The sequence below is a fragment of the Nonomuraea sp. NPDC003214 genome (assembly GCF_053590035.1).
Map to the genome: position 1 here is coordinate 117183 of NZ_JBSFSX010000011.1, position 21136 is coordinate 138318.

At 71.7% G+C, this 21136-nt stretch carries 23 protein-coding genes; 13 read left to right on the top strand and 10 right to left on the bottom strand.

What is annotated here, in order from left to right; all coding sequences use genetic code 11:
- Positions 1-18 precede the first annotated feature (18 nt).
- Together ACWDXC_RS32805 and ACWDXC_RS32810 are read left to right on the top strand one after the other, a co-directional pair.
- Positions 19-894, top strand: a complete 876-nt coding sequence (locus ACWDXC_RS32805) for a helix-turn-helix transcriptional regulator (RefSeq protein ID WP_449988371.1) — start codon at positions 19-21, stop codon at positions 892-894.
- Positions 895-987: 93 nt separating this feature from the next.
- The gene (locus tag ACWDXC_RS32810) at positions 988-1998 is read left to right on the top strand and encodes an RNA polymerase subunit sigma-70 (RefSeq protein WP_449988374.1); all 1011 of its coding nucleotides are present in this window, start codon (positions 988-990) and stop codon (positions 1996-1998) included.
- 49 nt (positions 1999-2047) lie between these two features.
- On the opposite strand, the gene ACWDXC_RS32815 is transcribed toward ACWDXC_RS32810, so the two are convergent.
- From ACWDXC_RS32815 to ACWDXC_RS32825, 3 genes are all read right to left on the bottom strand, one after another.
- On the bottom strand, positions 2048-2614 hold the full coding sequence (locus ACWDXC_RS32815; RefSeq protein ID WP_449988376.1) for a dihydrofolate reductase family protein: 567 nt from the start codon (positions 2612-2614) through the stop codon (positions 2048-2050).
- Between the two features lie 159 nt (positions 2615-2773).
- Positions 2774-3583 (bottom strand): SDR family NAD(P)-dependent oxidoreductase, encoded by an 810-nt coding sequence (locus tag ACWDXC_RS32820; RefSeq protein WP_449988379.1) that lies wholly within the window; start codon positions 3581-3583, stop codon positions 2774-2776.
- Entirely contained in the window at positions 3580-5019 is a 1440-nt protein-coding gene (locus ACWDXC_RS32825) for a DHA2 family efflux MFS transporter permease subunit (RefSeq protein ID WP_449988381.1), read from the bottom strand. Before ACWDXC_RS32825 ends, ACWDXC_RS32820 begins: the two co-directional genes overlap by 4 nt.
- Positions 5020-5096: 77 nt before the next feature.
- On the opposite strand from ACWDXC_RS32825, the gene ACWDXC_RS32830 reads away from it, so the two are divergent.
- Both ACWDXC_RS32830 and ACWDXC_RS32835 read left to right on the top strand, forming a co-directional pair.
- Positions 5097-5711, top strand: coding sequence for a TetR/AcrR family transcriptional regulator (locus ACWDXC_RS32830; RefSeq protein ID WP_449988383.1), 615 nt, complete (start codon positions 5097-5099; stop codon positions 5709-5711).
- A 69-nt stretch (positions 5712-5780) separates the two neighbouring features.
- On the top strand, positions 5781-5978 hold the full coding sequence (locus ACWDXC_RS32835; RefSeq protein WP_219509169.1) for a hypothetical protein: 198 nt from the start codon (positions 5781-5783) through the stop codon (positions 5976-5978).
- A 9-nt stretch (positions 5979-5987) separates the two neighbouring features.
- Here ACWDXC_RS32835 and ACWDXC_RS32840 read toward each other — a convergent pair whose 3' ends face one another.
- Together ACWDXC_RS32840 and ACWDXC_RS32845 are read right to left on the bottom strand one after the other, a co-directional pair.
- Positions 5988-6764 (bottom strand): endonuclease/exonuclease/phosphatase family protein, encoded by a 777-nt coding sequence (locus ACWDXC_RS32840; RefSeq protein ID WP_449988386.1) that lies wholly within the window; start codon positions 6762-6764, stop codon positions 5988-5990.
- On the bottom strand, positions 6761-7657 hold the full coding sequence (locus ACWDXC_RS32845) for a LysR family transcriptional regulator (RefSeq protein ID WP_449988388.1): 897 nt from the start codon (positions 7655-7657) through the stop codon (positions 6761-6763). Before ACWDXC_RS32845 ends, ACWDXC_RS32840 begins: the two co-directional genes overlap by 4 nt.
- 312 nt (positions 7658-7969) lie before the next feature.
- On the opposite strand from ACWDXC_RS32845, the gene ACWDXC_RS32850 reads away from it, so the two are divergent.
- Positions 7970-9544: an FAD-dependent monooxygenase gene (locus ACWDXC_RS32850; protein ID WP_449988391.1), complete on the top strand. Its 1575-nt coding sequence runs from the start codon at positions 7970-7972 to the stop codon at positions 9542-9544.
- A 15-nt stretch (positions 9545-9559) separates the two neighbouring features.
- Positions 9560-9958, top strand: a complete 399-nt coding sequence (locus ACWDXC_RS32855; RefSeq protein ID WP_449988393.1) for a VOC family protein — start codon at positions 9560-9562, stop codon at positions 9956-9958.
- Positions 9959-10025: 67 nt separating this feature from the next.
- Here the strand turns inward: ACWDXC_RS32855 and ACWDXC_RS32860 are convergent, their stop codons facing one another.
- A complete protein-coding gene (locus ACWDXC_RS32860; RefSeq protein ID WP_449988396.1) occupies positions 10026-10778 on the bottom strand; it encodes an SDR family oxidoreductase in 753 nt (250 codons plus the stop codon).
- Positions 10779-10899: 121 nt separating this feature from the next.
- On the opposite strand from ACWDXC_RS32860, the gene ACWDXC_RS32865 reads away from it, so the two are divergent.
- A complete protein-coding gene (locus ACWDXC_RS32865; RefSeq protein ID WP_449988399.1) occupies positions 10900-11763 on the top strand; it encodes a LysR family transcriptional regulator in 864 nt (287 codons plus the stop codon).
- Positions 11764-11853: 90 nt separating this feature from the next.
- Here ACWDXC_RS32865 and ACWDXC_RS32870 read toward each other — a convergent pair whose 3' ends face one another.
- From ACWDXC_RS32870 to ACWDXC_RS32880, 3 genes are all read right to left on the bottom strand, one after another.
- Complete coding sequence (locus ACWDXC_RS32870) at positions 11854-12363, bottom strand: GNAT family N-acetyltransferase (protein WP_449988400.1); 510 nt, start codon at positions 12361-12363, stop codon at positions 11854-11856.
- A gap of 44 nt (positions 12364-12407) precedes the next feature.
- On the bottom strand, positions 12408-13604 hold the full coding sequence (locus tag ACWDXC_RS32875) for an MFS transporter (RefSeq protein WP_449988403.1): 1197 nt from the start codon (positions 13602-13604) through the stop codon (positions 12408-12410).
- A gap of 67 nt (positions 13605-13671) precedes the next feature.
- A complete protein-coding gene (locus ACWDXC_RS32880) occupies positions 13672-14454 on the bottom strand; it encodes a DUF899 domain-containing protein (protein WP_449988406.1) in 783 nt (260 codons plus the stop codon).
- A gap of 97 nt (positions 14455-14551) precedes the next feature.
- Between ACWDXC_RS32880 and ACWDXC_RS32885 the strand changes: the two genes are divergently transcribed.
- Positions 14552-15064, top strand: coding sequence for a winged helix-turn-helix transcriptional regulator (locus ACWDXC_RS32885; protein WP_449988409.1), 513 nt, complete (start codon positions 14552-14554; stop codon positions 15062-15064).
- A gap of 70 nt (positions 15065-15134) precedes the next feature.
- Complete coding sequence (gene fxlM, locus ACWDXC_RS32890) at positions 15135-16364, top strand: methyltransferase, FxLD system (protein WP_449988412.1); 1230 nt, start codon at positions 15135-15137, stop codon at positions 16362-16364.
- Between the two features lie 248 nt (positions 16365-16612).
- Here fxlM and ACWDXC_RS32895 read toward each other — a convergent pair whose 3' ends face one another.
- Positions 16613-17266, bottom strand: a complete 654-nt coding sequence (locus ACWDXC_RS32895) for a TetR/AcrR family transcriptional regulator (RefSeq protein ID WP_449988415.1) — start codon at positions 17264-17266, stop codon at positions 16613-16615.
- Between the two features lie 87 nt (positions 17267-17353).
- Between ACWDXC_RS32895 and ACWDXC_RS32900 the strand changes: the two genes are divergently transcribed.
- From ACWDXC_RS32900 to ACWDXC_RS32915, 4 genes are all read left to right on the top strand, one after another.
- Positions 17354-18190: an NmrA/HSCARG family protein gene (locus ACWDXC_RS32900; RefSeq protein ID WP_449988418.1), complete on the top strand. Its 837-nt coding sequence runs from the start codon at positions 17354-17356 to the stop codon at positions 18188-18190.
- A gap of 767 nt (positions 18191-18957) precedes the next feature.
- Positions 18958-19278 (top strand): ArsR/SmtB family transcription factor, encoded by a 321-nt coding sequence (locus tag ACWDXC_RS32905; protein WP_219509198.1) that lies wholly within the window; start codon positions 18958-18960, stop codon positions 19276-19278.
- Positions 19275-20459, top strand: a complete 1185-nt coding sequence (locus ACWDXC_RS32910) for an MFS transporter (RefSeq protein ID WP_449988421.1) — start codon at positions 19275-19277, stop codon at positions 20457-20459. Before ACWDXC_RS32905 ends, ACWDXC_RS32910 begins: the two co-directional genes overlap by 4 nt.
- Positions 20460-20545: 86 nt before the next feature.
- Positions 20546-21121 (top strand): TetR/AcrR family transcriptional regulator, encoded by a 576-nt coding sequence (locus ACWDXC_RS32915; RefSeq protein WP_449988423.1) that lies wholly within the window; start codon positions 20546-20548, stop codon positions 21119-21121.
- Positions 21122-21136 lie beyond the last annotated feature (15 nt).

The window sequence follows — 21136 nt, forward strand, 5'->3', positions numbered from 1 at the left end:
AGGCGGCAGACTTGCGGCATGACCAACCTGTACGCCCGTGAGCTCGGGGACTTCCTGCGGGCCCGCCGCAACCGGCTGAGTCCGTACGACGTGGGCCTGGAGCCGGGCGGACGCCGCAAGGTCACCGGGCTGCGGCGCGAGGAGCTGGCCCTGCTGGCCGGGTTGAGCACCGACTACTACCAGCGGATGGAGCAGGGCCGCGAGGTGCGCCCGTCCGACGACGTCCTGGACGCGCTGGCCGGGGCGCTCGGCCTCGCCGACGAGGAGCGCCGGCACCTGTTCACCCTGGCCCGCGCCGCCCGCCGGCCCGCGCCCGCGCGGGTGGACCGGGGGCCGGAAAGGGTGCCGGACAGCACCCGGCGGCTGCTGCGGGTGATGGACACCCCGGCGGTCGTGCTCGGCCGGCACCTCGACCTGCTCGACTGGAACCCGATGGCCCAGGCGCTGCTCGGCGACCCGGGCGACTGCCCGCGCGACCGGCTCAACATGCTCCTGCTGATGTTCGACGACACGCTGACCGGCGGGCGGAGCTGCCCCGACTGGGAGCGGCAGGCCCTGGACTACATCGGCATGATGCGCGCCGCCGTCGCCACCGACCCCACCCATCCGCGCGCCACCGCGATCGTCGGTGAGCTGAGCATCCGCAGCGCCGAGTTCCGGCGGCTGTGGGTCCGGCACGACGTGCGCGAGTCGGTCAGCGGCGCCAAGACCTTCCGGGTCCCGGAGGTCGGCGACATCGTCCTGGACTGGGACACCTACCCGCTGCCCGGCAGCCCCGGCCCGGTCATGCTGGTCTACACCGCCGAGCCGGGCAGCGCCGACGCCGACCGGCTGCGGCTCCTGGCCTCGTTGCACGCGACCCGCTCGGCGCGCGCCGGCGAGCGCTCCGGCTAGGCGAGGGCCCGGCGGACGGCGACCGATCAGGAATCCGCCGCCACGTCGTCAGTCCTGGTAGCCCCTATCGCACCGGTGGAAGGATTGACGACCATGACCGACGCCAGACCGCTGGGCGCCGACGAGGCCGCGTTCATCGCGGCGGCCCGCTCAGGCGACACGACACGGTTCGCCCATGTCACGGAGCGCCACCGGCGTGAGCTGCAGGTGCACTGCTACCGGATGCTCGCGAACTACGAGGACGCCCAGGACCTGACGCAGGAGACGTTCCTGCGGGCGTGGCGCAAGCGGGAGTCGTTCAAGGGCGACGCCGCGCTGCGGACCTGGCTGTACCGGATCGCGACGAACGCCTGCCTCGACTTCCTCGACAGGCGCAACGCCCGCGTGCCCGTGCCGTCCGAGCTGCCGGACCCCGACTCCGAGGTGCTGTGCCTGCAGCCGTACCCGGACCGGATGCTCCCGGAGGACCCGCAGGAAGCGGTGGTGGCGCGGGAGACGATCGAGCTGGCGTTCATCGTCGCCGTCCAGCACCTGCCGCCGCGGCAGCGGGCGGTGTTCATCCTGCGCGACGTCCTCGGCCGGCCGGCGTCGGAGGCCGCCGGCGCCCTCGGGGTGACCGTCGCGTCGGTGACCAGCGCGCTGCAGCGGGCCCGCGTGACGATGCGCGAGCGGCTGCCCGGCCGCCGCCTCGACTGGCGGAGCCCCGCCACCCACGAGCTGTCGGACGACGAGCGCGGCGTGGTGAGGTCGTACCTGGACGCCCATGAGCGCAACGACCTGGACGGGCTGACGTCGCTGCTCCGTGACGACCTGCGCTTCGCGATGCTGCCCGACCCGGGCACCGTGGTCAGGTCGGCCAAGGAGGCGGTGGACGGCTGGGTCTCCAGCGGGCTCTTCCTGCGCGGCCACGACGACTGGCGCGGCATCGCCACGACGGTCAACCGCATGCCTGCCGCCGCGCTGTACCTGCGCGCCCCCGGCGACCCGGAGCACCGCTTGTTCGCCATCGCGGTCCTGCGCGTCGTCGACGGGAAGATCGCCGAGCTCACCGGATTCGACGCCACCGGCAAGCCGTGGCTGGGCCTGCCCCCGGCGCTGTCATAGGACGCGGGCCCAGCACACACCGTTCACGGGCCGAGGATCCGGCCCGTGCTCATCGCCTCGTCTCGTACCGGGTCAGCGTCACGCCGCCGGGGTACGTCCGGGTCTCCACCAGGTTCAGGTTCACCCAGCTGTCCAGCGCCGTGAAGAACGGCGTGCCGCCGCCCACCAGGACCGGGTAGGTGACCAGGACGTACTCGTCGATGAGCCCGGCCCGCATGGCCGCCCCGGCGAGCGTCGCGCCGCCGATGCCCATCTGGCCGCCGTCCTCGGCCCTGAGCCGGGCGATCTCGGTGACCGCGTCGCCGGTGACCAGGCGGGTGTTCCAGTCGACCTTGTCGATCGTCGAGGAGAACACCACCTTCGGCGTGTCCCGCCAGTTCCGCGCGTACTCGATCCGCGCCGGGGTGGCGTCGGGCTGCTGGTCGCCGGTCGGCCAGGCGGCGCTCATCGTCTCCCACAGCTTGCGCCCGTACAGCACCAGGTCGTTGGCCCGCTCGTGGTCGAGCCAGAACTGGAACAGCTCGTCGCTCGGCGGCCCGCTCCAGCCGATGTCGTCGCCGGTCGCGGCGATGTAGCCGTCCAGGCTCAGGTTCATGCCGAAGATCAGTTTCCGCATCGTGTCAGCCTCCTGTGAGTCGGTCTCACACGTACAGACGGGCGCGGCGCGGAAGCCTAATCGGCATGGGTCTCGGCCTCCGGCGGGCCCGTCAGAGCGCGCTCGGCTTCGTCGCGCCGGGTGTGCGGGTCCCAGAAGAGCTGGCAGACCTCCTCGGGGTCAGGTCTCCAGGGAGGCCAGCAGGCGACGGGTCAGGTCGTGCAGCCGGGCCGCGGCGTGGTGGTCGAAGGCGGGGCCGTCCAGGCTGATGGGGTCGAAGCGCGCGAACGCGGTCACCGGCGCCGCCGGCGGGGCGTCGACGCGGGCGATGATCGGCTGGATGCCGTCGCCGACCGGCCGGCCGTGCCTTTTGAGCTGGGCGACCTGGGCGGCGATGGGCGGGTCGTACTCCCCGGCGAAGCTGGAGGCCACCGGGCCGGGATTGATCAGCACGTACCGGGCGCCGCCGGTCGCGTGGCGGGCGGCGTAGGCGACCGCGAGCAGGTCGTTGGCCCGGCCCGCCTGCATCTGGGCGGCCATCCCGTCGTAGCCGCGTTCGAGCATGAGGTCGTCCCAGTGGATGCGGCCGATCGGGACGCCGGGCCCGGAGACGTTGACGATCACGCGCGGGGCGGCGGCTCGCGCGGTCAGGCCGTGGCTGAGGATGAACCGGCTCAGGTACTCCAGGGCGAAGACGCCCTCGACGCCCTCGGCGGTGACGAACCGGGTCGACCGGAAGTAGCGGGCGCACAGCACCAGCGCGTCCACGGCGGGGTGGCGGGCGTCGATCTCTTCGAGGACTCGCCTGTTCTCGCTGACCAGGCTCAGGTCCGCGGCGATGACGTGGGCTCCGGGGAGTGCGGCCGCCTTGGCGGCGTCGCGGCCGATGACCACGACGGTGTCGCCTCGTTCCAGGTAGGCGGCGGCCAGGGCGCGGCCCATGCCGTCGGTGCCGCCGCTGATCACGATGGTCTTCGGGGTGCTGGTCATGAGGACGCCTTCGCTGGGGTGACGGGTTCCGGGTGGGCGGTGGGGGCGGGATCGTGGCCGGGCAGCAGCAGGGTCGCGGCGAGCACGGCCGCGATAAGCGCGCTGACGAGCCAGAAGAGGCTGTGGAAGCCGGTGATCACGTCGCCGGAGGTCTGCAGGACGAGGGTGACCAGGGCGATGCCGAGTGCGGCGCCGAGCTGGTTGAGCATGTAGAGGACCGAGCTGCCCTGCGCGACGAGCGGTCCGGGCAGGGTCCGGTACAGCGAGCCCATCGTCGGCGCGCTGAAGCAGCCCATGCCGAGGCCGATGGTCAGGGCCGCCAGCACCGGCCACGCCTGGCCGGTGGCGGCGTCGATCCGGGTGAAGGACAGCGCGCTGAGCCCGGCCACGAGCGCGCCGGCGGCGGCCAGGCTCCGGGCGCCGATCCGGTCGGACAGCCGGCCCGCGAGCGGCATGGCGATCGCTCCTCCCAGGCCGGCCGGCGCCATCAGCAGCCCGGCGGCGAGCACTCCGTGGCCGTGCGCCTGCTGGTGGTACAGCGGGAGCGCGAACAGGGTGGCGAAGTTGGCCAGCCCGCCGAGTCCCATGATGGTGACCCCGGCGGTGAATCCCCGGCTGGTGAACAGGCGTACGTCGATCAGCGGTGGCGTGCGGCGGGAGCGGAGCGCGCGCAGCACGTAGCAGGTGATGAGGACGATGCCCGCGGCCAGCGGCAGCAGCGCCTGCCAGACGGTGAACGCCGCGTGCTCGGCCGTCTGCGACAGCGCCAGGACGAGCGCGGCGAAGCCCGGCGCGAGCAGGGCCAGCCCCAGGACGTCGAGCCGGACCGCCGGGCGCCGCCCGGGCGGCGGGTCGGCGGGCAGCACGCGGGCGGCCAGCAGGTAGGCGATCAGGCCGAGGGGCACGCTGAGCAGGAACATCCACCGCCACGACAGGCCGCCCAGCACGGCGCCGCCCGCGATCGGCCCGAGGACCGGGCCGAGTGACAGCACCACGCCCATCAGGCCCATGACGCGCCCGGCGCGCGCCGGCCCGGCCGCGCGGGCCAGCAGGATCAGCACGAGCGGGTCGAGGATCCCGGCGCCGACGCCCTGGAGGGTGCGGAAGGCGATCAGGCTGCCGGCGTTCCAGGCGAGCCCGGCCGCCAGCGATCCGGCGACGAACACCGCCAGGCCCGCGAGCCACAGCCGCCGTCCGCCGTAGCGGTCGACCGCCCAGGTGGTGAAGGGGATGGTGGCGGTGACGGCGAGCAGGAAGCCGGTGGAGGCCCAGCCGACCGTGGCGAGCGAGGCGTCCAGGGCGCTCGCCAGCGTGTTGGTGGCGACCGCGGCCATCGTGCTGCTGAGGATGCCCAGCAGGCCGCCGAGCAGGACGACACCGATCAGCGCCAGGAGGGGCCGGTCCAGGCGTCGGTCGGGAGCAGAAATTGAACTCACGGGTTCAAAGTAGTTATCTGACGCGTCCATCGCAACCCGTACGTTCATGCGGTTGAACTCAGGAGTACAATCGAGGCATGGTCACCACGCGCGGACGCATCGACAAACGGCAGGCCATCCTCGACGGCGCCTTCACCGTGTTCGCCCGTCAGGGCTACGCCCAGGCCTGCGTGCAGGAGATCGCCGACGAGGCCGGGGTGGCCAAACCCACGGTCTACAACCACCTCACGGACAAGGCGACCCTCTTCCGGCACGCGATCCAGGCCGCGGCCGAGAGCGTGCTGGACCAGCGGCTGGCCGCGCTGCGACCTCTCGCCGAGCCCGGCCCCGACCTTCGCGCCACCCTTGAGGAGGTCGGCCACCACCTGGTGCGCCTGCACGCCGACGACCGCTCCTGCGCACTGCGGCGGCTGCTGTACGCGGAGCTCACCCACTTCCCCGACATCCTCGACCTCGCCGTCGAGAGCGGTCCGCACCGTCTCAGCCAGGCCCTCGCCGACCGGCTGGCGCGGCTCATCCTCGCCGGCCGCCTCCGCGCCACCGACCCCGACCAGGCCGCCGAGCACTTCCTGGCCCTGCTCATCGGGCCACTGGAGGCGCGCTCCCACATGGGCACCCGGCAGATCGCCGACACGGACCTGCGGGAGCTCGCCCGCGCCGCCACCGACACCTTCCTCCGCGCCTTCGGCTGACAGATGTCATACGGTGCCGATGATCTACGCCTCTACTCCGGCCGCGGCCCCCGCGGAAGGATATGAGCCATGACGAACACGAAGAACTCCCCCAACTGGATCCTCGGTCTCTCCTGCGGCCTGGCCATCGGCATGGGGTTCGCCGCGGCCCTGACCGACCTCCTCCTGGGCATCTCGCTGTCCCTCTGCTTCGGCGTGGCCCTGTCGTACGCGCTCGGATCCCCACGGGTTCGCCGTCATGCTGAGCGCCTCCCCGATCACCCCTAGGACCGGTGACTACCGTGCCACCCACGCGTGCAGCGGCACGTGGTCCGACCAGCCCTTCCTGGCGTAGTCGACGAAGCACCGGCGCATGCGGCCGTCGCCGGCGAACACGTAGTCGATCTTCCGCTTGCGGGTGACGTAGGTCCACCGCTTGCGCGGGTCGCACTCGTCGCGGCCTCTGTAGGCGGTGGCGGCATCGCGCGGCACCAGGTTGAGGTCGCCGCCGACGACGCCCCGGCCGAGCTCGAACAGCTCGCGGAGCTGCTTGTGCCGGTAGGGCGCGCCCTTCTGCTTGTCGTCGTAGTGCGCGCCGGACGAGAAGTGCGCGGTGCACCACGCCCGGTCGGCCGTACAGACCGCGTACCTCCGGGCACTCCACGGCGGCGAGGTCAGCGCGTGCACGCCGAAGCGGGCGTTCCGCTCGGCCACGGCCAGGGTGACGCTCTGCGTCCCGCGCGGCCTGCCGTTCCGGTCCGGGTGGCACTGGTACGGGGAGCCGTCGGGGCGGGCCAGCCCGGCCGACTTGACGCTCCACGCCCTGCCGGTACGCGCCTCCAGCTCCCGCTTCAGGTCGCCGTCCGCGCCCGTGCAGAACTCCTGGAGGAAGATCACGTCCGCCTTGGTCGCCAGCACGGCGACGTGCCAGGCCAGCTCGGCGGTGGTGCGGCGGAAGAGGGGGCAGTTGCTGTTCGTGCCCGCGCAGAGGTTCCAGGTCATCACGTGGAGCGACGGGGCTTGGGCGGGCACGCTGAGGGGTAACAGCCCGGCGATCAGGAGGTGCCGGATCATGCCGGGACCGGCGGGAGGGGGCCCAGGTCGCGGATGATCCCGGCCAGGGCCCGGACGGGCTCGCTCTCGGCCTCGCTGCGCCACACCAGGGCATACGGCAGCGGCTCCAGATCTGTGACCGGCAGGTACGTGATGTCCGGTCGCGCCCAGTAGCGGGTGACGTGGGCGGGGAAGAGCACGACGAGCCCGTCCATGCTGGCGAGGGTCATGGCCTCCTCCGCGTCCCGCACCACGGGGCCGCGCTCGATCTGGCGGCCCCGCCGGGTCAGGCGCGGGGCGTAGGCGTCGTACCAGTAGCCGGGGCCGTTGTCGGCGTTCGGGTGCTGGAAGTCGGAGACCATCTCCAGGGAGACCGACGCGCGCGGGGCGAGCTGGTGGTCGACGGCGACGGCCAGCACGCGTTGCTCGGCGAACAGGACCGGCCCCACGGTGAGGTCGGGTTCGTCGACGGGGAGCCAGGTCACCAGGACGTCGATGTCTCCCCTTCGCAGCGCGGGAAAGGCTTCGCCCAGCTGGGTCTTGTGGATGCGCAGCTGCCATCGCGGGTGGCGGAGGCGGAAGACGTCCCAGTACGGGCGCAGGTCGTAGGCGTTGAGGGGAAGCATGCCGACGCGCAGCGTGCCGGTGATGCCCTGGCCGGCGAGCTGGGCGCGCTCCACGCTCTCCTTCAGCCCGGCGTAGAGGGGCCTGAGGTCGTCGCGGAGCTGCCGCCCGACCTGCGTCAGCCGGACCGTGCGGCTGGTGCGCTCGAACAGCTGGGCGCCGACCTGCCGTTCCTGCTTCTGGATCGCCTGGGTCACGCGAGCGGGCGACAGGCATAGCCGGGCGGCGGTGCGGCCGAAATGCAGCTCTTCGGCCAGGGTCAGGAAGATCTCGATGTCACGCAGCTCCACGCCTGACCTGCTCCGTTCACTCCCACTGAAGGTGATCTTCCGATGTTCGTCGTTGTTCCGGGTGTTCACCGTACTTGATCCTCGATTCGTACGAAATCGCCTGGTCGAGGGGGCGCGTGGGCCGGGCCCGCGCCATCACGGGTTCACCCCGACCGTGGTGGAACGCGCCCCGCGCCTGCGCCCGGGCGGGTACGCGATCCTCCGGGACGGCCGGGCCTGCCTGCCGGAAGGGCTCGACCGCACCACGGTGGCCCGCCCGGGATCTGGTGCGGCTCAAGGATACGTGTCACGCGACGAATCGAAAGGTCAGGGATGACAGAGCAACACCATGCCGCCCGGCTCGCGGAGGACGATCCGTCAGGGGACGCTGAGGTGGTCGTCGTGGGTGCCGGGCCGACCGGTCTCATGCTGGCCGCCGAGCTGCGCCTGGCCGGGGTGCGGCCGCTGGTGCTGGAGCGGCAGCCGCGGCGCCGCGACACCCCCAAGGCCGGCGGCCTCGGCGGCCAGATCCTCGAACTGCTGCGCTACCGGGGCCTGCTGGAACGCTTCGAAGCCGCCTGCACCGGCCCCGTCCCGGCTCCCCGTTTCCCGTTCGGCGGCGTGCACCTGGACTTCACCGAGCTGGCCGATCCCCCGATGCGCGCGCTGCCGCTCCCGCAACAGCACCTCGAGCGCCTGCTCGGCGAGGTGGCCGGCGAGCTTGGCGTCGACCTGCGCCGCGGGCACGAGGTGACCGGGATGAGCCAGGACGAGGCCGCCGTCACCGTGGACGTCCGCGGCCCGGACGGGCCGTACCAGGTCAGGGCCCGGTACGTGGTGGGCTGCGACGGCGCGCGCAGCCGGGTCCGCGCCTGGGCCGGCATCGGCTTCCCCGGCACCACGTACCCGGAGGTCAACCGGCTGGCCCAGGTCACCCTGCCCGGCACGGTCACCGTGCGCGGGGACGGCGGCCTCGACGTCCCCGGCTTCGGCGTCATCCACCCGGGTTTCACCCGGACGGATCATGGGCTCTTCGGCATCGGGGCCTCGCCTGGCTCCCAGGCCGTCTCGCTCTACACCGTCGAGGACGAGAGCGTCGAGTACGACGACGACACCCCGATGACCGTCACCGAGCTCCAGGACAGCCTCCGCCGCGTGCTCGGCGTGGACCTGCCCGTGGCCGAGGCGGTCCGGCTGTCGCGGTTCACGTTCAAGGCGCGGCAGGCCGACCGCTACCGCGAGGGGCGGATCCTGCTGGCCGGGGACGCGGCGCACCTGTTCCCGGCCACCGGCGTGGCGCTCAACGCCGGCATGCTGGACGCGGTCAACCTCGCCTGGAAGCTGGCCGCCGACCTGCGCGGCTGGGCCCCGGCCGGCCTGCTGGACACCTACCACGGCGAACGTCACCTCGCCGGCGCCCGCACCATGCTCCACACCCGGGCCCAGGTGGCGTTGCGGCGCGGGCACGACCCGGCCGCCGAAGCGCTGCGGGAGGTCGTACGGGAACTGCTCGCCGACGAGCAGCCGCTGCGCCGCATGGGCGCCCTCGTCGCCGGCTCCGACATCCGCTACCCGATGCCCGGCGCCGGCCGCCACCCGCTGACCGGCGCCTTCGCCCCCGACCTCACCCTGCACACCGAGCGGGGCCTGACGAGCGTGGCGGAGCTCATGCGCCCGGCCCGGCCCGTCCTCCTCGACCTCGCCGGCCGCCGGGACCTGCGCGAGACCGCCGGGGACTGGCAGCCGCGCGTCGGCGTCCACACCGCCAAGACCGGTGACCGGCCGGCCGACGCCCTGCTCATCCGCCCGGACGGCCACATCGCCTGGGCCGCCACCGTCGACGAACCCGAGGACAGCGCGGCGCCCTCGCTGCGTGAGGCACTGTCCGCCTGGTTCGGCACGCCCTGAGACCTGAGGAGAGACATGACCAGCAGATTCACCGAGCTGACCATCGACTGCCACGATCCGGAGAGACTCGCGGCCTTCTGGTGCGAGGTCCTGGACTTCACGGTGATCGACCGGAGGGAGGGCAAGGTCGAGATCGGCTCCTGGGAGCCGACCGTCGAGGAGGTGCTGACCCGCCAGATGCCGCCCACGCTGCAGTTCATCCAGGTGCCCGAGGGCAGGACCGTGAAGAACCGGCTTCACCTCGACGTGAGTCCGATCGACCGGAGCACCGGCGACGAGGTGGCCAGGCTGCTCGGCCTCGGCGCCGTCAAGAGGGACGTGGGCCAGGGCTGGGTGGTCATGGCCGACCCCGAGGGCAACGAGTTCTGCGTCCTGCGAACTCTGGCGGCGCCCGGCCCCGGGTCCTCGGCGTAGAGGCGACCGCTCCCCCGGTCACGTCGATCAGCCGGGGCGGACGGGGCCTTCGCCGGGCAGGATCGCGTCAGGCCTGCCGGGTGGGGTAGACGACGACCTGCGATAGGTTGACGTGCGCGGGACGCGAGGCGGTGAAGGCGACCACCTCGGCGACGTCGTGCGGGTCGAGCCAGGCGAACGCCTCGCGGGCCTGGGCGACCCAGGCGTTGACGCCCTCGTCGGTGACGTGTCCCTGGAGTTCGGTGGCGGTCATGGCGGGCTCCACCACGCTGACCCGTACGCCCTGGGGGCCGAGCTCGGTGCGCATGGTCCTCGACAGGTGGCTGACGGCGGCCTTGGTCGCGTTGTACACGGCCATGTAGGGGAAGACGACGTGCGAGGTCATCGAGGACATGGTGATCAGGTCGGCCGGGCGTCCGGCTCCCGCGGCGTCGAGGAGGCCGGGGAGGAAGGCGTCGACGACGTTGAGGACGCCGCTGACGTTGACGGCGACCTCGCGCCGCCAGTCCGCGGTGTTGCGGGCCTGGATGGCCGAGGGCAGCATCACGCCGGCGTTGCTCACGACGAGGTCGGCGGTGCCGTACGTGGCGCCGATCCGTGCGGCGGCGGCGGCGAGCGTGGCGGGATCGGTGATGTCGGCGGCGACGGCCAGCGCCTCTCCCCCGGCGGACTTGATCTCCTGGGCGAGCGCGTCGAGCCGGTCGAGGCGGCGGGCCAGGAGCGCCACCTTGGCCCCTCGGGCGGCCAGGAGGCGGGCGGTTGCGGCGCCGATGCCGCTGGAGGCTCCGGTGACGACGGCGATGCGGTGGTCGAGAGACATAGGTTGTGCTCCATGGTCGGTTGTTCGGTGGTTCCGACTCTGACGCACGGCTAATTCCGGAAAAACGCCCAATGCCGCAATAATCGGTCAGTCAGTGTGAACAGTCGCGGTGGAGGCGTGGATGGCCCTGGAACGCAGCGAGATCGAGACGTTCCTGACCCTCGCCCAGGAACTCCACTTCGGCCGCACCGCCGACCGCCTGCTCGTCTCGCGCGCCCACGTCACCCAGACCATCCAGAAACTGGAGCGCCGCATCGGCGTCCCGCTCTTCGAGCGGTCCACCCGGCAGGTACGGCTGACGCCCATCGGCGCGCAACTCCTTGACGGGCTCGGGCCCGCGTACGCCCAGATCCAGTCCACGGTCGCGACGGTCATCGAGGCGGCACGCGGCATCACCGGCTCGCTGACGGTCGGGTTCCTCACCGCGGCCACGGGGCAGATCGCGCTCGCGGCGGCCGAACGGTTCCGCGAGCGGCACCCCGACTGCGCGGTCCACGTCAGGGAGGTCCAGATCGGCACCGCCCTCGACCCGCTGCTCGACGGGCAGGTCGACGTGATGCTGATCTGCTTCCCCATCGAGGAGGAGGGGCTGACGCAGGGGCCGGTGCTGTTCACCGAGCCGATGGTGCTCGCCGTGCCGGCACGCCATCCGTTCGCCCGCCGTGCGGCCGTCTCGGTCGAGGACCTGACACGGGACAAGGTCATCCAGGTCCCGCCGTCGATCCCCGCCTACCTGCGCGCCGCCCGCCACCTGCACACCACGCCCTCGGGCATGGCCATACCGGAAGGCCCGACAGCCGGCACCTTCCAGGAGGTCCTGACCCTGGCAGCGCGGGCAAGGGCGTCTTTCCCTGCGGCGCGGCGGGGGTCCGCTACTACGCGCGGCCCGACGTGGCGTACGTCCCGGTCCACGACGGCCCGGCCCTGGAGTGGGGGCCGGCCTGGCGCACGAACGCGGCCACCTCCCGGGTCAAGGCCTTCGTGACGACCGCCCTCGACCTCGCCGGCCCCGTAACCAGCCCCCGCTGACCGGGGACAGGCGCCGTGTCGGCCGGGGACCGGCGCCTCCCGGAGATCAGAGATCCTTGCGCATGAGAACGCACGTGGTCTCATGGCGATGGACCGAGCCGTCCGGCGCTTCCTCGTCCCAGGCCTCCGGCTTGCGGCCATAGGCGACATAGCCCAGGCGTTCGTACAGGGCGCGAGCTCGAGGATTGTCCTCCTCGACGGCGAGTTCCGCCCTGCGCAGGCCCCGGTCACCGATGCGCTGTTCGGCGGCCTGGATCAGCAACGTTCCCAGACCACGGGACTGCAGCGCCGGGAGCACGGCGAGCTGCCACAGGGTCCCGGCCCCTTCGCTGAGCCGGTAGTCGACGCCGCCGATGGCCACCGGCAGGTCCACGGGGGTGCATACCGCCAGGTAGTCCACCTCTCCCTGCGCGGCGCGCGCCAACTCCCGCTCCACGAGGCGCAGGTGGCCGGCCGACCCCGACCATGCGCATGTCGGTAGATCGCGGGGAAGCAGGTCGCGCACGGTGACGGGGATGGCCACGGTGGCTCTGACGGGGCGATGGGCTTCGATCACCGTGATGAGGATGTCAAGCGGCGCAGCGGCATGGCAACGCGGGTCTAAGCGGTCGGAGCGGTCGTCGTGGCCGGGGGTGGTTTGAGGTAGCCGGTGGCCACGGAGGCCGCGATGCCGACCAGCGCGATGGCCAGGCCGGTGATCACCGGGGCGGAGGCGCTGCTGCTGAGCGCGATGCCGCCGGCGATCGGGCCCAGGGCGACGCCGAGGTTGATCGCGGAGGCGGGCAGCGCCTGCGCCAGCTCGCCGCCGGGACCGGCCAGGCTCACCACGCGGAGCTGGAGCGAGGGCACCATGACGAAGGCGAACAGGCCCCAGAGCAGCATCGTCAGCGCCACCAGGATCGGGTTGCCGCCGACGAGGTGGAGCATCAGCAGGGCGGCCGCCATGCCGGTGGTGCCGACGACCAGGGTGCGGGCGGCGTTCCTGTCGGCGAACCAGCCGCCGGAGAAGGAACCCACGGCCGTGGCCAGGCCGTAGACGAACAGGTACACGCTGACCATCGCGGCGGGGACGCCCGTGACGTCCCGCAGGAACGGCACGATGTAGGTCAGCGCCGCGTACAGCGAGGTGAACACCACCAGGTTCAGTCCCAGCACGGCGAGCACCCGCGGGGCGAGGGCGTACCTGGCCTGGCCGGCGGAGCCGCTGCCGCTGCCGGGCACGGACGGAACCAGCGCCAGGGTGGCGATCAGCACGATCACGCTGAGCACGATGATCGCGGTGAACGAGCCGCGCCAGCCGAGCGTCTGGCCGATCGCCGTGCCCAGCGGCAGCCCCAGGGCGGCCGAGACGGCGACGCCCGAGATGATCACGGAGATCGCCCGGCCCGCGCGCTCCGGCGGGGCGATCGAGGTGCCGACCCCGAACGCGACGGCGACGAACAGCCCCTGCGCCGCGCCGTCGACACCGCGCGCCACGACGAAGAGGGCGTAGTCGGTGATCAGCACCGGGGCCAGGTTGGCCAGGGCGAACAGGACGAGCGCGCCGGCGAGCACGGCACGCCTGTCCAGCCGGATCGTCAGCGCGGTCAGGATCGGGCCGCCGATCGCCAGGCCCAGCGCGTAGGAGGTCACCAGGGCGCCGGCCGCGGGAATGGAGACGCCGAGGTCGGCGGCGATCGGTTCGAGCAGGCCGACCACGAGCAGTTCGGCACAGCCCAGGGCGAACACGCCGAAGAACAGCGTGGCCAGCACGAGGTTCGTTCCGCCCCGGCTCGGCGTCGCTTGCGGGGTACTCATGTGCGCCTTTCTCGGTGGAGGATCCGCGCGGCACGGCACCCGCGCGGCGGTCGTGGGGTCGCCGTGGTCACCGTGGGCCGTGCGCCCCGCCGATGGCGGCCGGGTCGTACTCGTCGTGGCGGTGCAGCCAGCTCATGGCCGGGCCGTCGGCGCGGCCGGGCGGCTGCTCCCAGTCCTCCTGACGGCCGAGCGCGGTGAGGTCGAGCCAGTTGTACGTGCCGTTGAGCAGGTCGATGCCGCGCCCGTAGCACGAATAGGTGTGGAAGATGTCCCCGTCGCGGCGCAGGAAGGCGCTCACGCCCATCTCCTCGCCCGTGTACCCCTCCCAGCCCGGGTTCGCCCGCACGAGCTGGTCGTAGTCCTGGTAGTTCCATTCGACGGGCGTGATCGAGGCGTCGAAGCTGACGTGGAAGTCGTAGTTGAAGTCGCTGCCGAACGACGAGTACCACGGGAGCGTCCAGCCCATTCGGCGCTTGTAGCGCTGGAGCTTGTCCAGCGGCGCTCGCGAGACGGCCGCCAGCGTCGTGCCGCGGGCGTGCAGGTGGGTGAGGCGGCCCACGTTGTCGATCCAGAACGAGCAGGCCGGGCAGGCCGCGTCGGCGTCGGGAGCGAACATGACGTGGTAGATCAGCAGCTGGCTCCGGCCTTCGAACAGGTCGAGCAGGCTCACCTTCCCGTCCGGTCCGTCGAACGTGTACGGCTTGTCCACCCGGACCATCGGCAACCGGCGGCGCTCGGCGTTGACCTGGTCACGGGCCCGGGTGAGCTCCTTCTCCTTGGCCAGGAGCTCCTTGCGGGCGGCGAGCCACTCCTCGCGCGAAACCACCTCGGGCAGATTGTCCAGCGACATCTGAGCCTCCTCAGACTGCTCTCGTTTTGCAACTTGCTATGCGGCCCAACCTAGGCCACACTGATACGAACATGCAACCAGTTCCAAGGTGGGTGTGGTGCGGAAAGACACGCGGTCGAGGTGTCCGATCAACCTGTCGCTGGAGATCTTCGGCGACCGGTGGACCTTGCTGGTCCTGCGCGACGTGATCTACACCGGCGCCCGGCACTTCCGTGAACTGCTCAACGGCCCGGAGCGGATCTCCTCCAACATCCTCGCCGACCGGCTCGCCGTGCTCGTCGAGCACGGGCTGCTCACCAAGGCCGAGGACCCGTCGCACAAGCAGAAGGTCATCTACAGCCTGACCGAGCCGGCGATCCAGCTGGTGCCCGTCTTCGCCCAGCTCGGCGCCTGGGGAACGCGGCACCTCCCGGTCGCCGAGGAGTACGCGGCCCGCGGGCAGGTCCTCGCCGCCGGCGGCCCGTCGGCCCTGGAGGCGTTCATGGACGAACTCCGCGAAGCCCACCTCGGACCCGAGGCGCGCCACAAGCCCGCACCGGACGGCCCCACCATCACAGCGCGCATGCAGGACGCCTACGCAGCCGCACTCGACCACACACCCGGCACCTGACCGAACCGCCCCCGGCGCCCATCCCGCGAATCCCCGGCACGGACCGTTGCCCCTGACTATTCTCGCTGCGGTGGCCACCGACCCTCCGCCGTCGCAGTCCGCCGATCGCCTGCGAGCCGACATGGTCGCCGAGCTCAAGCAAGGCGCCTGGATCCGCTCCCCCGAGGTCGAAGCGGCCTTCGCCACTGTGCCGCGTGAGCGGTTCGCTCCGGAGGCGCCGCTCGGCATGATCTATTCGGTCCACGACGTCGTCGTCACCAAGCGCGATCGCAACGGCAGAGCCACGAGCTCGATCAGCGCGCCCTGGTTGCAGGCCGACATGCTCGAAGCGGCCCAGCTCCGCCCGGGCGCGCGTGTCCTGGAGATCGGCTCCGGCGGCTACAACGCGGCCCTGATCGCCGAGATCGTCGGACCCGACGGGCTGGTCGTCACCATCGACATCGACCCCTTCGTCACCGAGCGCGCCGGCCGCTTCCTGGCCCGCACCGGCCATGACCGGGTGCGGGTCGTCCTGGGCGACGCCGAACATGCCGCCGAGCGGCACACTCCCAGCGGCGGCTTCGACGCGATCATCGTCACCGTCGGCGTCTGGGATGTCCCGTGGACGCATCTGCTCGCCCCGGGCGGCCGGATGATCGTCCCGCTGCGCTTCTCCACCATCAGCCGCTCGTTCACCTTCGTCCGCGAGGGAGATCACTTCCTCGGGCTCAACCCGAAGGTCTGCGGTTTCGTCCCCTGCCAGGGCGCCGGCAAGCTGCCCGATCAGGAACCCGTCCTGGCCGGCGGCGCCGTCAGGCTGACCCTGGAAAGCGGCCCCGCACTCGACGCCGCCGAGCTCGACCAGGCGCTGGACGGCGACCGCACCGAGCTGTGGACCGGCGTCAGCGTCGCCGCTGGGCAGCCCTTCGATTCGATGCACCTGTGGATCGCCACCAGCGACGAGCGGTTCGGCATGTTCTGGCAGGACCCCGACCGCGACTGCGGCCTCATCCAACCGGCCATGCGCTGGTACTGCCCCGCGCTGATCACCCACGACAGCTTCGCCTACCTCACGCTCCGCGAGCCGTCCAGCGACAGGACCGGCACGTCACGCTGGGAGTTCGGCGCCTGCGGCTACGGCCGCGACGGCGCCGGGCTCGCCTGGCACCTGCACGATCACGTACGGACGTGGGACCGCTCCCGGCGGGACCACCCGGGCCCTGTTTTCACCCTCCACCCTGCGAGCGCCGTCCTGCCCGCCCCCGCTGTCGGCCGCATCTTCCGCAAGCGCCACACGCAGCTGGTCATGGCCTGGACCTGACCCCGGGCCGCCGAATCCTCCGGCGGTCCGGCTGTGCCTGTAATCCGTAGTTGGCGGTTGTGAACGACAGGTGGCGGACGTTGATGTCGGCGCACAGGCAGACGTACATAGGCAGTACGGGCAAACGCGCAGGGTGATGCGCGTGGTCGGCGATACCCGGAAGATCAATTGGTAGGGCCTGTCGGACCGGTCGGCGGCCGTGCGGGTGTTGTGATCGGGGAACGCTCGCCGTGGCGGGCATGCCGTCATCAGGGCTGTGTTCGTCTGGCGTCCCAGAGGGTCTGGTAGTGCTGCACACTGGATGGTTCGCCGGGCAGCGGGCCGGTGTTGTGGGCCTTCAAGCCGTCCAGGGCGATGGCCAGCAGCCGGGAGCGGATCTCTTCCTCGGCTCGTCCGGGCGGAGCTGGGGTGGTGCGGCTGAACTGGCCGATGAGCAGGGAGATGTCCATGGTGGTTACGTCGGTTCGGAGTACTCCGGCGCGGTGGGCACGGGCGGTGAGTTCGTCGGCCAAGTGCTGGGCTCGCTGGTTGGCCTGCTGCATCTCGGGCGTGACGTCGATGGCGCCGGCCAGCGGGGCCAGGATACCGAAGCCGAAGGCCACGCATTGCTGGATGTAGTGGGCCAGTCCCTGCCAGGGGTCCTCGTGAGCCAGGCCGCCCTGGGCAGCGGCCGCGACGCGTTCCATCGAGTCGACGCACAACCGTTGGAGGAGTTCTTCCTTGGTGCGGTAGCGGCGGTAGAGGCTGCCCATGCCCACGCCCGCATGCTCGGCGACGGCTGATACAGGCGCGTCGAAGCCCTGAGTGGTGAACACGTGGCGGGCGGCCTCGATCAGCGCCTGGTCGTTGCGGGCCGCCAAGGCCTGCGGGCCTCGTTTGCGGCGAGTCACGGGGTCGGACATGGATCCAGGATACCGATTGCGGAGCGTTCCGCTCCGGGCTACATTACTCGGAGCAAAACGCTCCGAGTAAGAGGCGGTTACCTGACCATGTCTGCTTCCCGAGTTGTTCTCGTCACCGGTGCCACCGGCAACCAGGGCGGAGCCACCGCCCGCCAACTGCGGGCCCGCGGCTGGACCGTCCGCGCGCTCGTCCGTGATCCGCGCAAGCCCGCAGCGCAAGCGCTGCGCGAGCAGGGCGCGGAGCTGGTTCAGGGCGAGTTCGACAACCCCGACTCCCTGCGCGAGGCGATGAGCGGCGTACACGGCGTGTTCAGCGTCCAGGCGCTGGCCTACGAGCCCGAGACCTTGGCCGCCGAGGTACGCCAAGGCAAGACCGTGGCCGACATCGCCCACAGCAGCGGCGTCGCCCACCTGGTCTACAGTTCCGTGGGCGGCGCCGAACGCGAGACCGGCATCGATCACTTCGAAAGCAAGGCCGAGATCGAGCGGCACATCCTGGCCCTCGGCGTGCCCGCCACCATCCTGCGGCCGGTGTTCTTCATGAACAATCTCCTGCACTACGCCAACGCCGACGGCGAGCGACTCCTGGCACTGCCGGTCAAGCCGGACAAGCCGATGCAGCTCATCGCCACCGACGACATCGGGATCTTCGCCGCCGATGCCTTCGACAACCCCGGACAGTTCATCGGCCGGCAGGTCGAACTAGCCGGCGACGAGCTCACCTTCCCCGAAGTCGCGGAGACCTATGAGCGTGTCACCGGCACTCCGACCAGGTTCGAGGCGCTGCCGATAGATGAGCGCATGTTCGAATGGTTCGCCGAAGAGGGCTACCGGGCCGACATCTCGGACCTGCGCCGACGGCATCCGGAACTGCTGACATTTGAGCAGTTCCTCACCCGGCGGCTGGGTCCGGCCCGATCCTGACCGTTCGCATGCCGCCGCCCCGGTCCACGCCCTCAGGGCGCGGCGACGCTCCAGCCAATCGCTGCGCCAGACTCTGCACATCTGCACGTGCTTGCCTCTGCACAATCACCTATACGCCGCCAATTGATCTCGGCTCGGAATCATCGACAGCGTAGGGGCCGCCGATTTCTGCACGACATGCTGTGCTTTGCCAGTGACTCTGCGCGACTCGGGGTTGGTGCGGTCGGATCGCTGTGGGCTGGATGAGTTGTTTCTGGCCTTCGGGGTCGGCGAGGCGGAGCGTGGCCGTCTGGCGTTGGGTTGCGGCCCGACCGGGCCCGGCGGTGGACGGGTGCTTGGCGGACTTCGGGTGTCGAGGCGGTGTGCGCGATCCGGGATCTGGGAGCGGTTCCGGTGGCGCGGTGTGAGCCGACAGGATCGCTCGTCCTCCGCCACCGCTTGAACCAGTACGCCACCGATCTCGGGGCACGATGCGACAGCGGCGCGGGACCGCTCTCACCGACCTGAGTTGCCCCAGCACGATCGGCCAGCGCTACCAGAGTCGATCAAGGTGACGTTGCAACAACCAACGTCCGCCACCTGTCGTTCACAGCCGCCAACTACGGATCACAGGCACACCGGCCAGGAGAGGTCATGAGCTTCGGCCGCCGCCTCGACGAGGAGCGAATCCTCCGCAAGGTAGGGGCGGTTTGCCGGGCGCAGGCCGATCGTGCGAGAATTCCCGCACAATCATTGTGCGACTATTTTCGAACGATAGGGGCCGCCCCATGCCTCCACGGACCTACGAGCACCCGGCGATCGACGAGATCGCGATCCCGCGCGTGCTCTTCGCCCTGAGCGAGCCGCTGCGGCTGAACATGGTGCGGATGCTCGCGGAGCGGGGCGAGGTCGACAGCATCGACCTCGGCCCGGACCTGCCGCGCTCAACGCTGACCCATCACACGAGCCTGCTGCGCGAGTCCGGGGTCGTGTTCGTACGCGCCGAGGGCCGCAAGTGCATGATCCGGCTCCGGGACGAGGATCTCGAAGCCCGGTTCCCCGGCCTGCTCGGCACCGTGCTCGCCGGCTACGAGGACGATGACGCATGATCCGCCGCGTCTGGCCGCTTGTCGCCGCCGCCGTCGCGCTCGGGATCGACGCCTACGTCCTGGCCGGGGTGCTTCCGTCCATCGCCGGCTCGCTGGGGGCCACGGTGGCGATGATCGGTCTGGGTGTCACCGCGTTCACCGCCGCCTACGCCGTTGCCGGGCCGCTGCTGTCGGGGCGCCTGACCCGGGGCAGCACGGCGCGGGCCATGCTGATCGCGCTCGGGGTGTTCAACCTGGGGAACCTCGTCACGACGGTCGCTCCGGGGATCGAGGTGTTCCTGGCCTCGCGCGTCGTCGCGGGTGCGGGCGCGGGCATCCTCACCGCGGTGGCGACGGCGACGGCCGCCGCGATGGTCGCCGGCCATGAGCGGGGCCGCGCCATGGCCATGGTGACCTTCGGGCTGTCCACGGGCACCGTGGCGGGCGTGCCGGTCGGGATGCTCATCGGCCAGGGCGCCGGCTGGCGCTGGACCATGGCCCTGGTGGTGCTCATCGGCGTGGTCAGCATGGCGGCTCTCGCCTTGCGCGCGAGGACGCTCCCGCGGCTCGACGCGGCGTCCGGCGAGCCCGTGTTCAAGGTCCTGCGCGCGGGGCGGACCAGCGCCGGCGTCGTGGCCGCCTTCCTGCTCGGCGTCGCGAGCCTGGGGCTCTACACGTACCTGCTGCCGATGGCGGAGGACCGCGGCTTGGGCGCGTGGGGCTTCGCCCTGGTGTGGGCGTGGGGCATCGGCGGCGTCACCGGGTCCGCGCTGATCGGCAGGCCGCTCGACCGCTACGGCCCCAAGCCGCTGCTGGTCGCGATGCCGGCCTTGCTGGCGCTGAGCTTCGCCGCGGCTTGGCTCTCGGCCTCGCCCGTGGCCTGGCTGGCCGCCGCGGCGGTCTGGGGCGCGGCCGGCTGGGCCAGTGTGCCGACGCTCCAGCAGGCGCTCACGGCGGACCGGCCCGCGCAGGCGATGCCGATCATCGCTTTCCAGATGGCGGCGATGTACCTGGGTTCCGCGGCCGGCGCGGCGCTCGGCGGCGGGCTTCTCACCGCCGGCACCGGCCCGGCCGACCTCGCGGCCTGGGCGCTCGTCCCCGCCGTGCTCGCGCTGGCGCTCACCGGGTGGATCGCGGTCAGGACGGCCGGGCGCGGGAGCCCGGGACCGGTGACGGCCCCGGCGTGCGAGACCGCCCGGTGACGCGGCTCGGCCGGCACCGGCAGACGGTTGCCGGATGTTATCCGCTCGGATAACGTTATCCGCATGGATAACAAACACGGTCAACCATGACCACCCATCACGAGGCGACCGCGGCTCGCAGGAAGCAGATCACCCGTGCCGCGATCACGCTCCTGGCCGAGGGCGGCTACCAGGCCGCCACGTTCGAGGCCATCTGCAAGGAGGCCGGGCTCAGCAGCAAGCGGCTGATCACGTACCACTTCTCCAGCAAGGACGAGCTGTTCGCGGCCGTCGCCGATCACGTCGTCGCCGACTCCGAGGCCTGCATGCGGGCCGCCCTTGACGGCGTGACCGGCGCCCGCGAACAGCTCGCCACCGTCATCCGGGCGAACGTGGCGTACATCGCGAGCCATTCGCCGCAGATGCGGGCGCTCCAGCAGATCCTCCTCAACGGCGGCGCAGGCGCCTGGGAGCATCACCACGTCGCATCGCAGAACCGGCTGGCCGGCCTGTTCGCCGAAGGGCAGCGCAGCGGCGCCTTCCGCCCGTTCGATCCGCAGGTCATGGCGGCGGCGCTGCGGGCCTCGATCGACAGCACGGCTCCGCCCCTCGCCGCCGGGCTCGCCCCCGAGCCGTGCGCCGATGAACTCGTCGAACTCTTCGACCGCGGCACGACCGCATGACGCCTACGACACACG

What these genes read in the sequence shown, in the direction of transcription:
- ACWDXC_RS32850 (WP_449988391.1), top strand. Translation starts at nt 7,970, where the DNA reads ATGACAGAGCAACACCATGCCGCCCGGCTCGCGGAGGACGATCCGTCA.
- ACWDXC_RS32840 (WP_449988386.1), bottom strand. Translation starts at nt 6,764, where the DNA reads ATGATCCGGCACCTCCTGATCGCCGGGCTGTTACCCCTCAGCGTGCCC.
- ACWDXC_RS32810 (WP_449988374.1), top strand. Translation starts at nt 988, where the DNA reads ATGACCGACGCCAGACCGCTGGGCGCCGACGAGGCCGCGTTCATCGCG.
- ACWDXC_RS32915 (WP_449988423.1), top strand. Translation starts at nt 20,546, where the DNA reads ATGACCACCCATCACGAGGCGACCGCGGCTCGCAGGAAGCAGATCACC.
- ACWDXC_RS32860 (WP_449988396.1), bottom strand. Translation starts at nt 10,778, where the DNA reads ATGTCTCTCGACCACCGCATCGCCGTCGTCACCGGAGCCTCCAGCGGC.
- ACWDXC_RS32835 (WP_219509169.1), top strand. Translation starts at nt 5,781, where the DNA reads ATGACGAACACGAAGAACTCCCCCAACTGGATCCTCGGTCTCTCCTGC.
- ACWDXC_RS32895 (WP_449988415.1), bottom strand. Translation starts at nt 17,266, where the DNA reads ATGTCCGACCCCGTGACTCGCCGCAAACGAGGCCCGCAGGCCTTGGCG.
- ACWDXC_RS32910 (WP_449988421.1), top strand. Translation starts at nt 19,275, where the DNA reads ATGATCCGCCGCGTCTGGCCGCTTGTCGCCGCCGCCGTCGCGCTCGGG.
- ACWDXC_RS32905 (WP_219509198.1), top strand. Translation starts at nt 18,958, where the DNA reads ATGCCTCCACGGACCTACGAGCACCCGGCGATCGACGAGATCGCGATC.
- ACWDXC_RS32855 (WP_449988393.1), top strand. Translation starts at nt 9,560, where the DNA reads ATGACCAGCAGATTCACCGAGCTGACCATCGACTGCCACGATCCGGAG.
- ACWDXC_RS32820 (WP_449988379.1), bottom strand. Translation starts at nt 3,583, where the DNA reads ATGACCAGCACCCCGAAGACCATCGTGATCAGCGGCGGCACCGACGGC.
- ACWDXC_RS32865 (WP_449988399.1), top strand. Translation starts at nt 10,900, where the DNA reads ATGGCCCTGGAACGCAGCGAGATCGAGACGTTCCTGACCCTCGCCCAG.
- ACWDXC_RS32830 (WP_449988383.1), top strand. Translation starts at nt 5,097, where the DNA reads ATGGTCACCACGCGCGGACGCATCGACAAACGGCAGGCCATCCTCGAC.
- ACWDXC_RS32900 (WP_449988418.1), top strand. Translation starts at nt 17,354, where the DNA reads ATGTCTGCTTCCCGAGTTGTTCTCGTCACCGGTGCCACCGGCAACCAG.
- ACWDXC_RS32875 (WP_449988403.1), bottom strand. Translation starts at nt 13,604, where the DNA reads ATGAGTACCCCGCAAGCGACGCCGAGCCGGGGCGGAACGAACCTCGTG.
- ACWDXC_RS32815 (WP_449988376.1), bottom strand. Translation starts at nt 2,614, where the DNA reads ATGCGGAAACTGATCTTCGGCATGAACCTGAGCCTGGACGGCTACATC.
- ACWDXC_RS32880 (WP_449988406.1), bottom strand. Translation starts at nt 14,454, where the DNA reads ATGTCGCTGGACAATCTGCCCGAGGTGGTTTCGCGCGAGGAGTGGCTC.
- ACWDXC_RS32805 (WP_449988371.1), top strand. Translation starts at nt 19, where the DNA reads ATGACCAACCTGTACGCCCGTGAGCTCGGGGACTTCCTGCGGGCCCGC.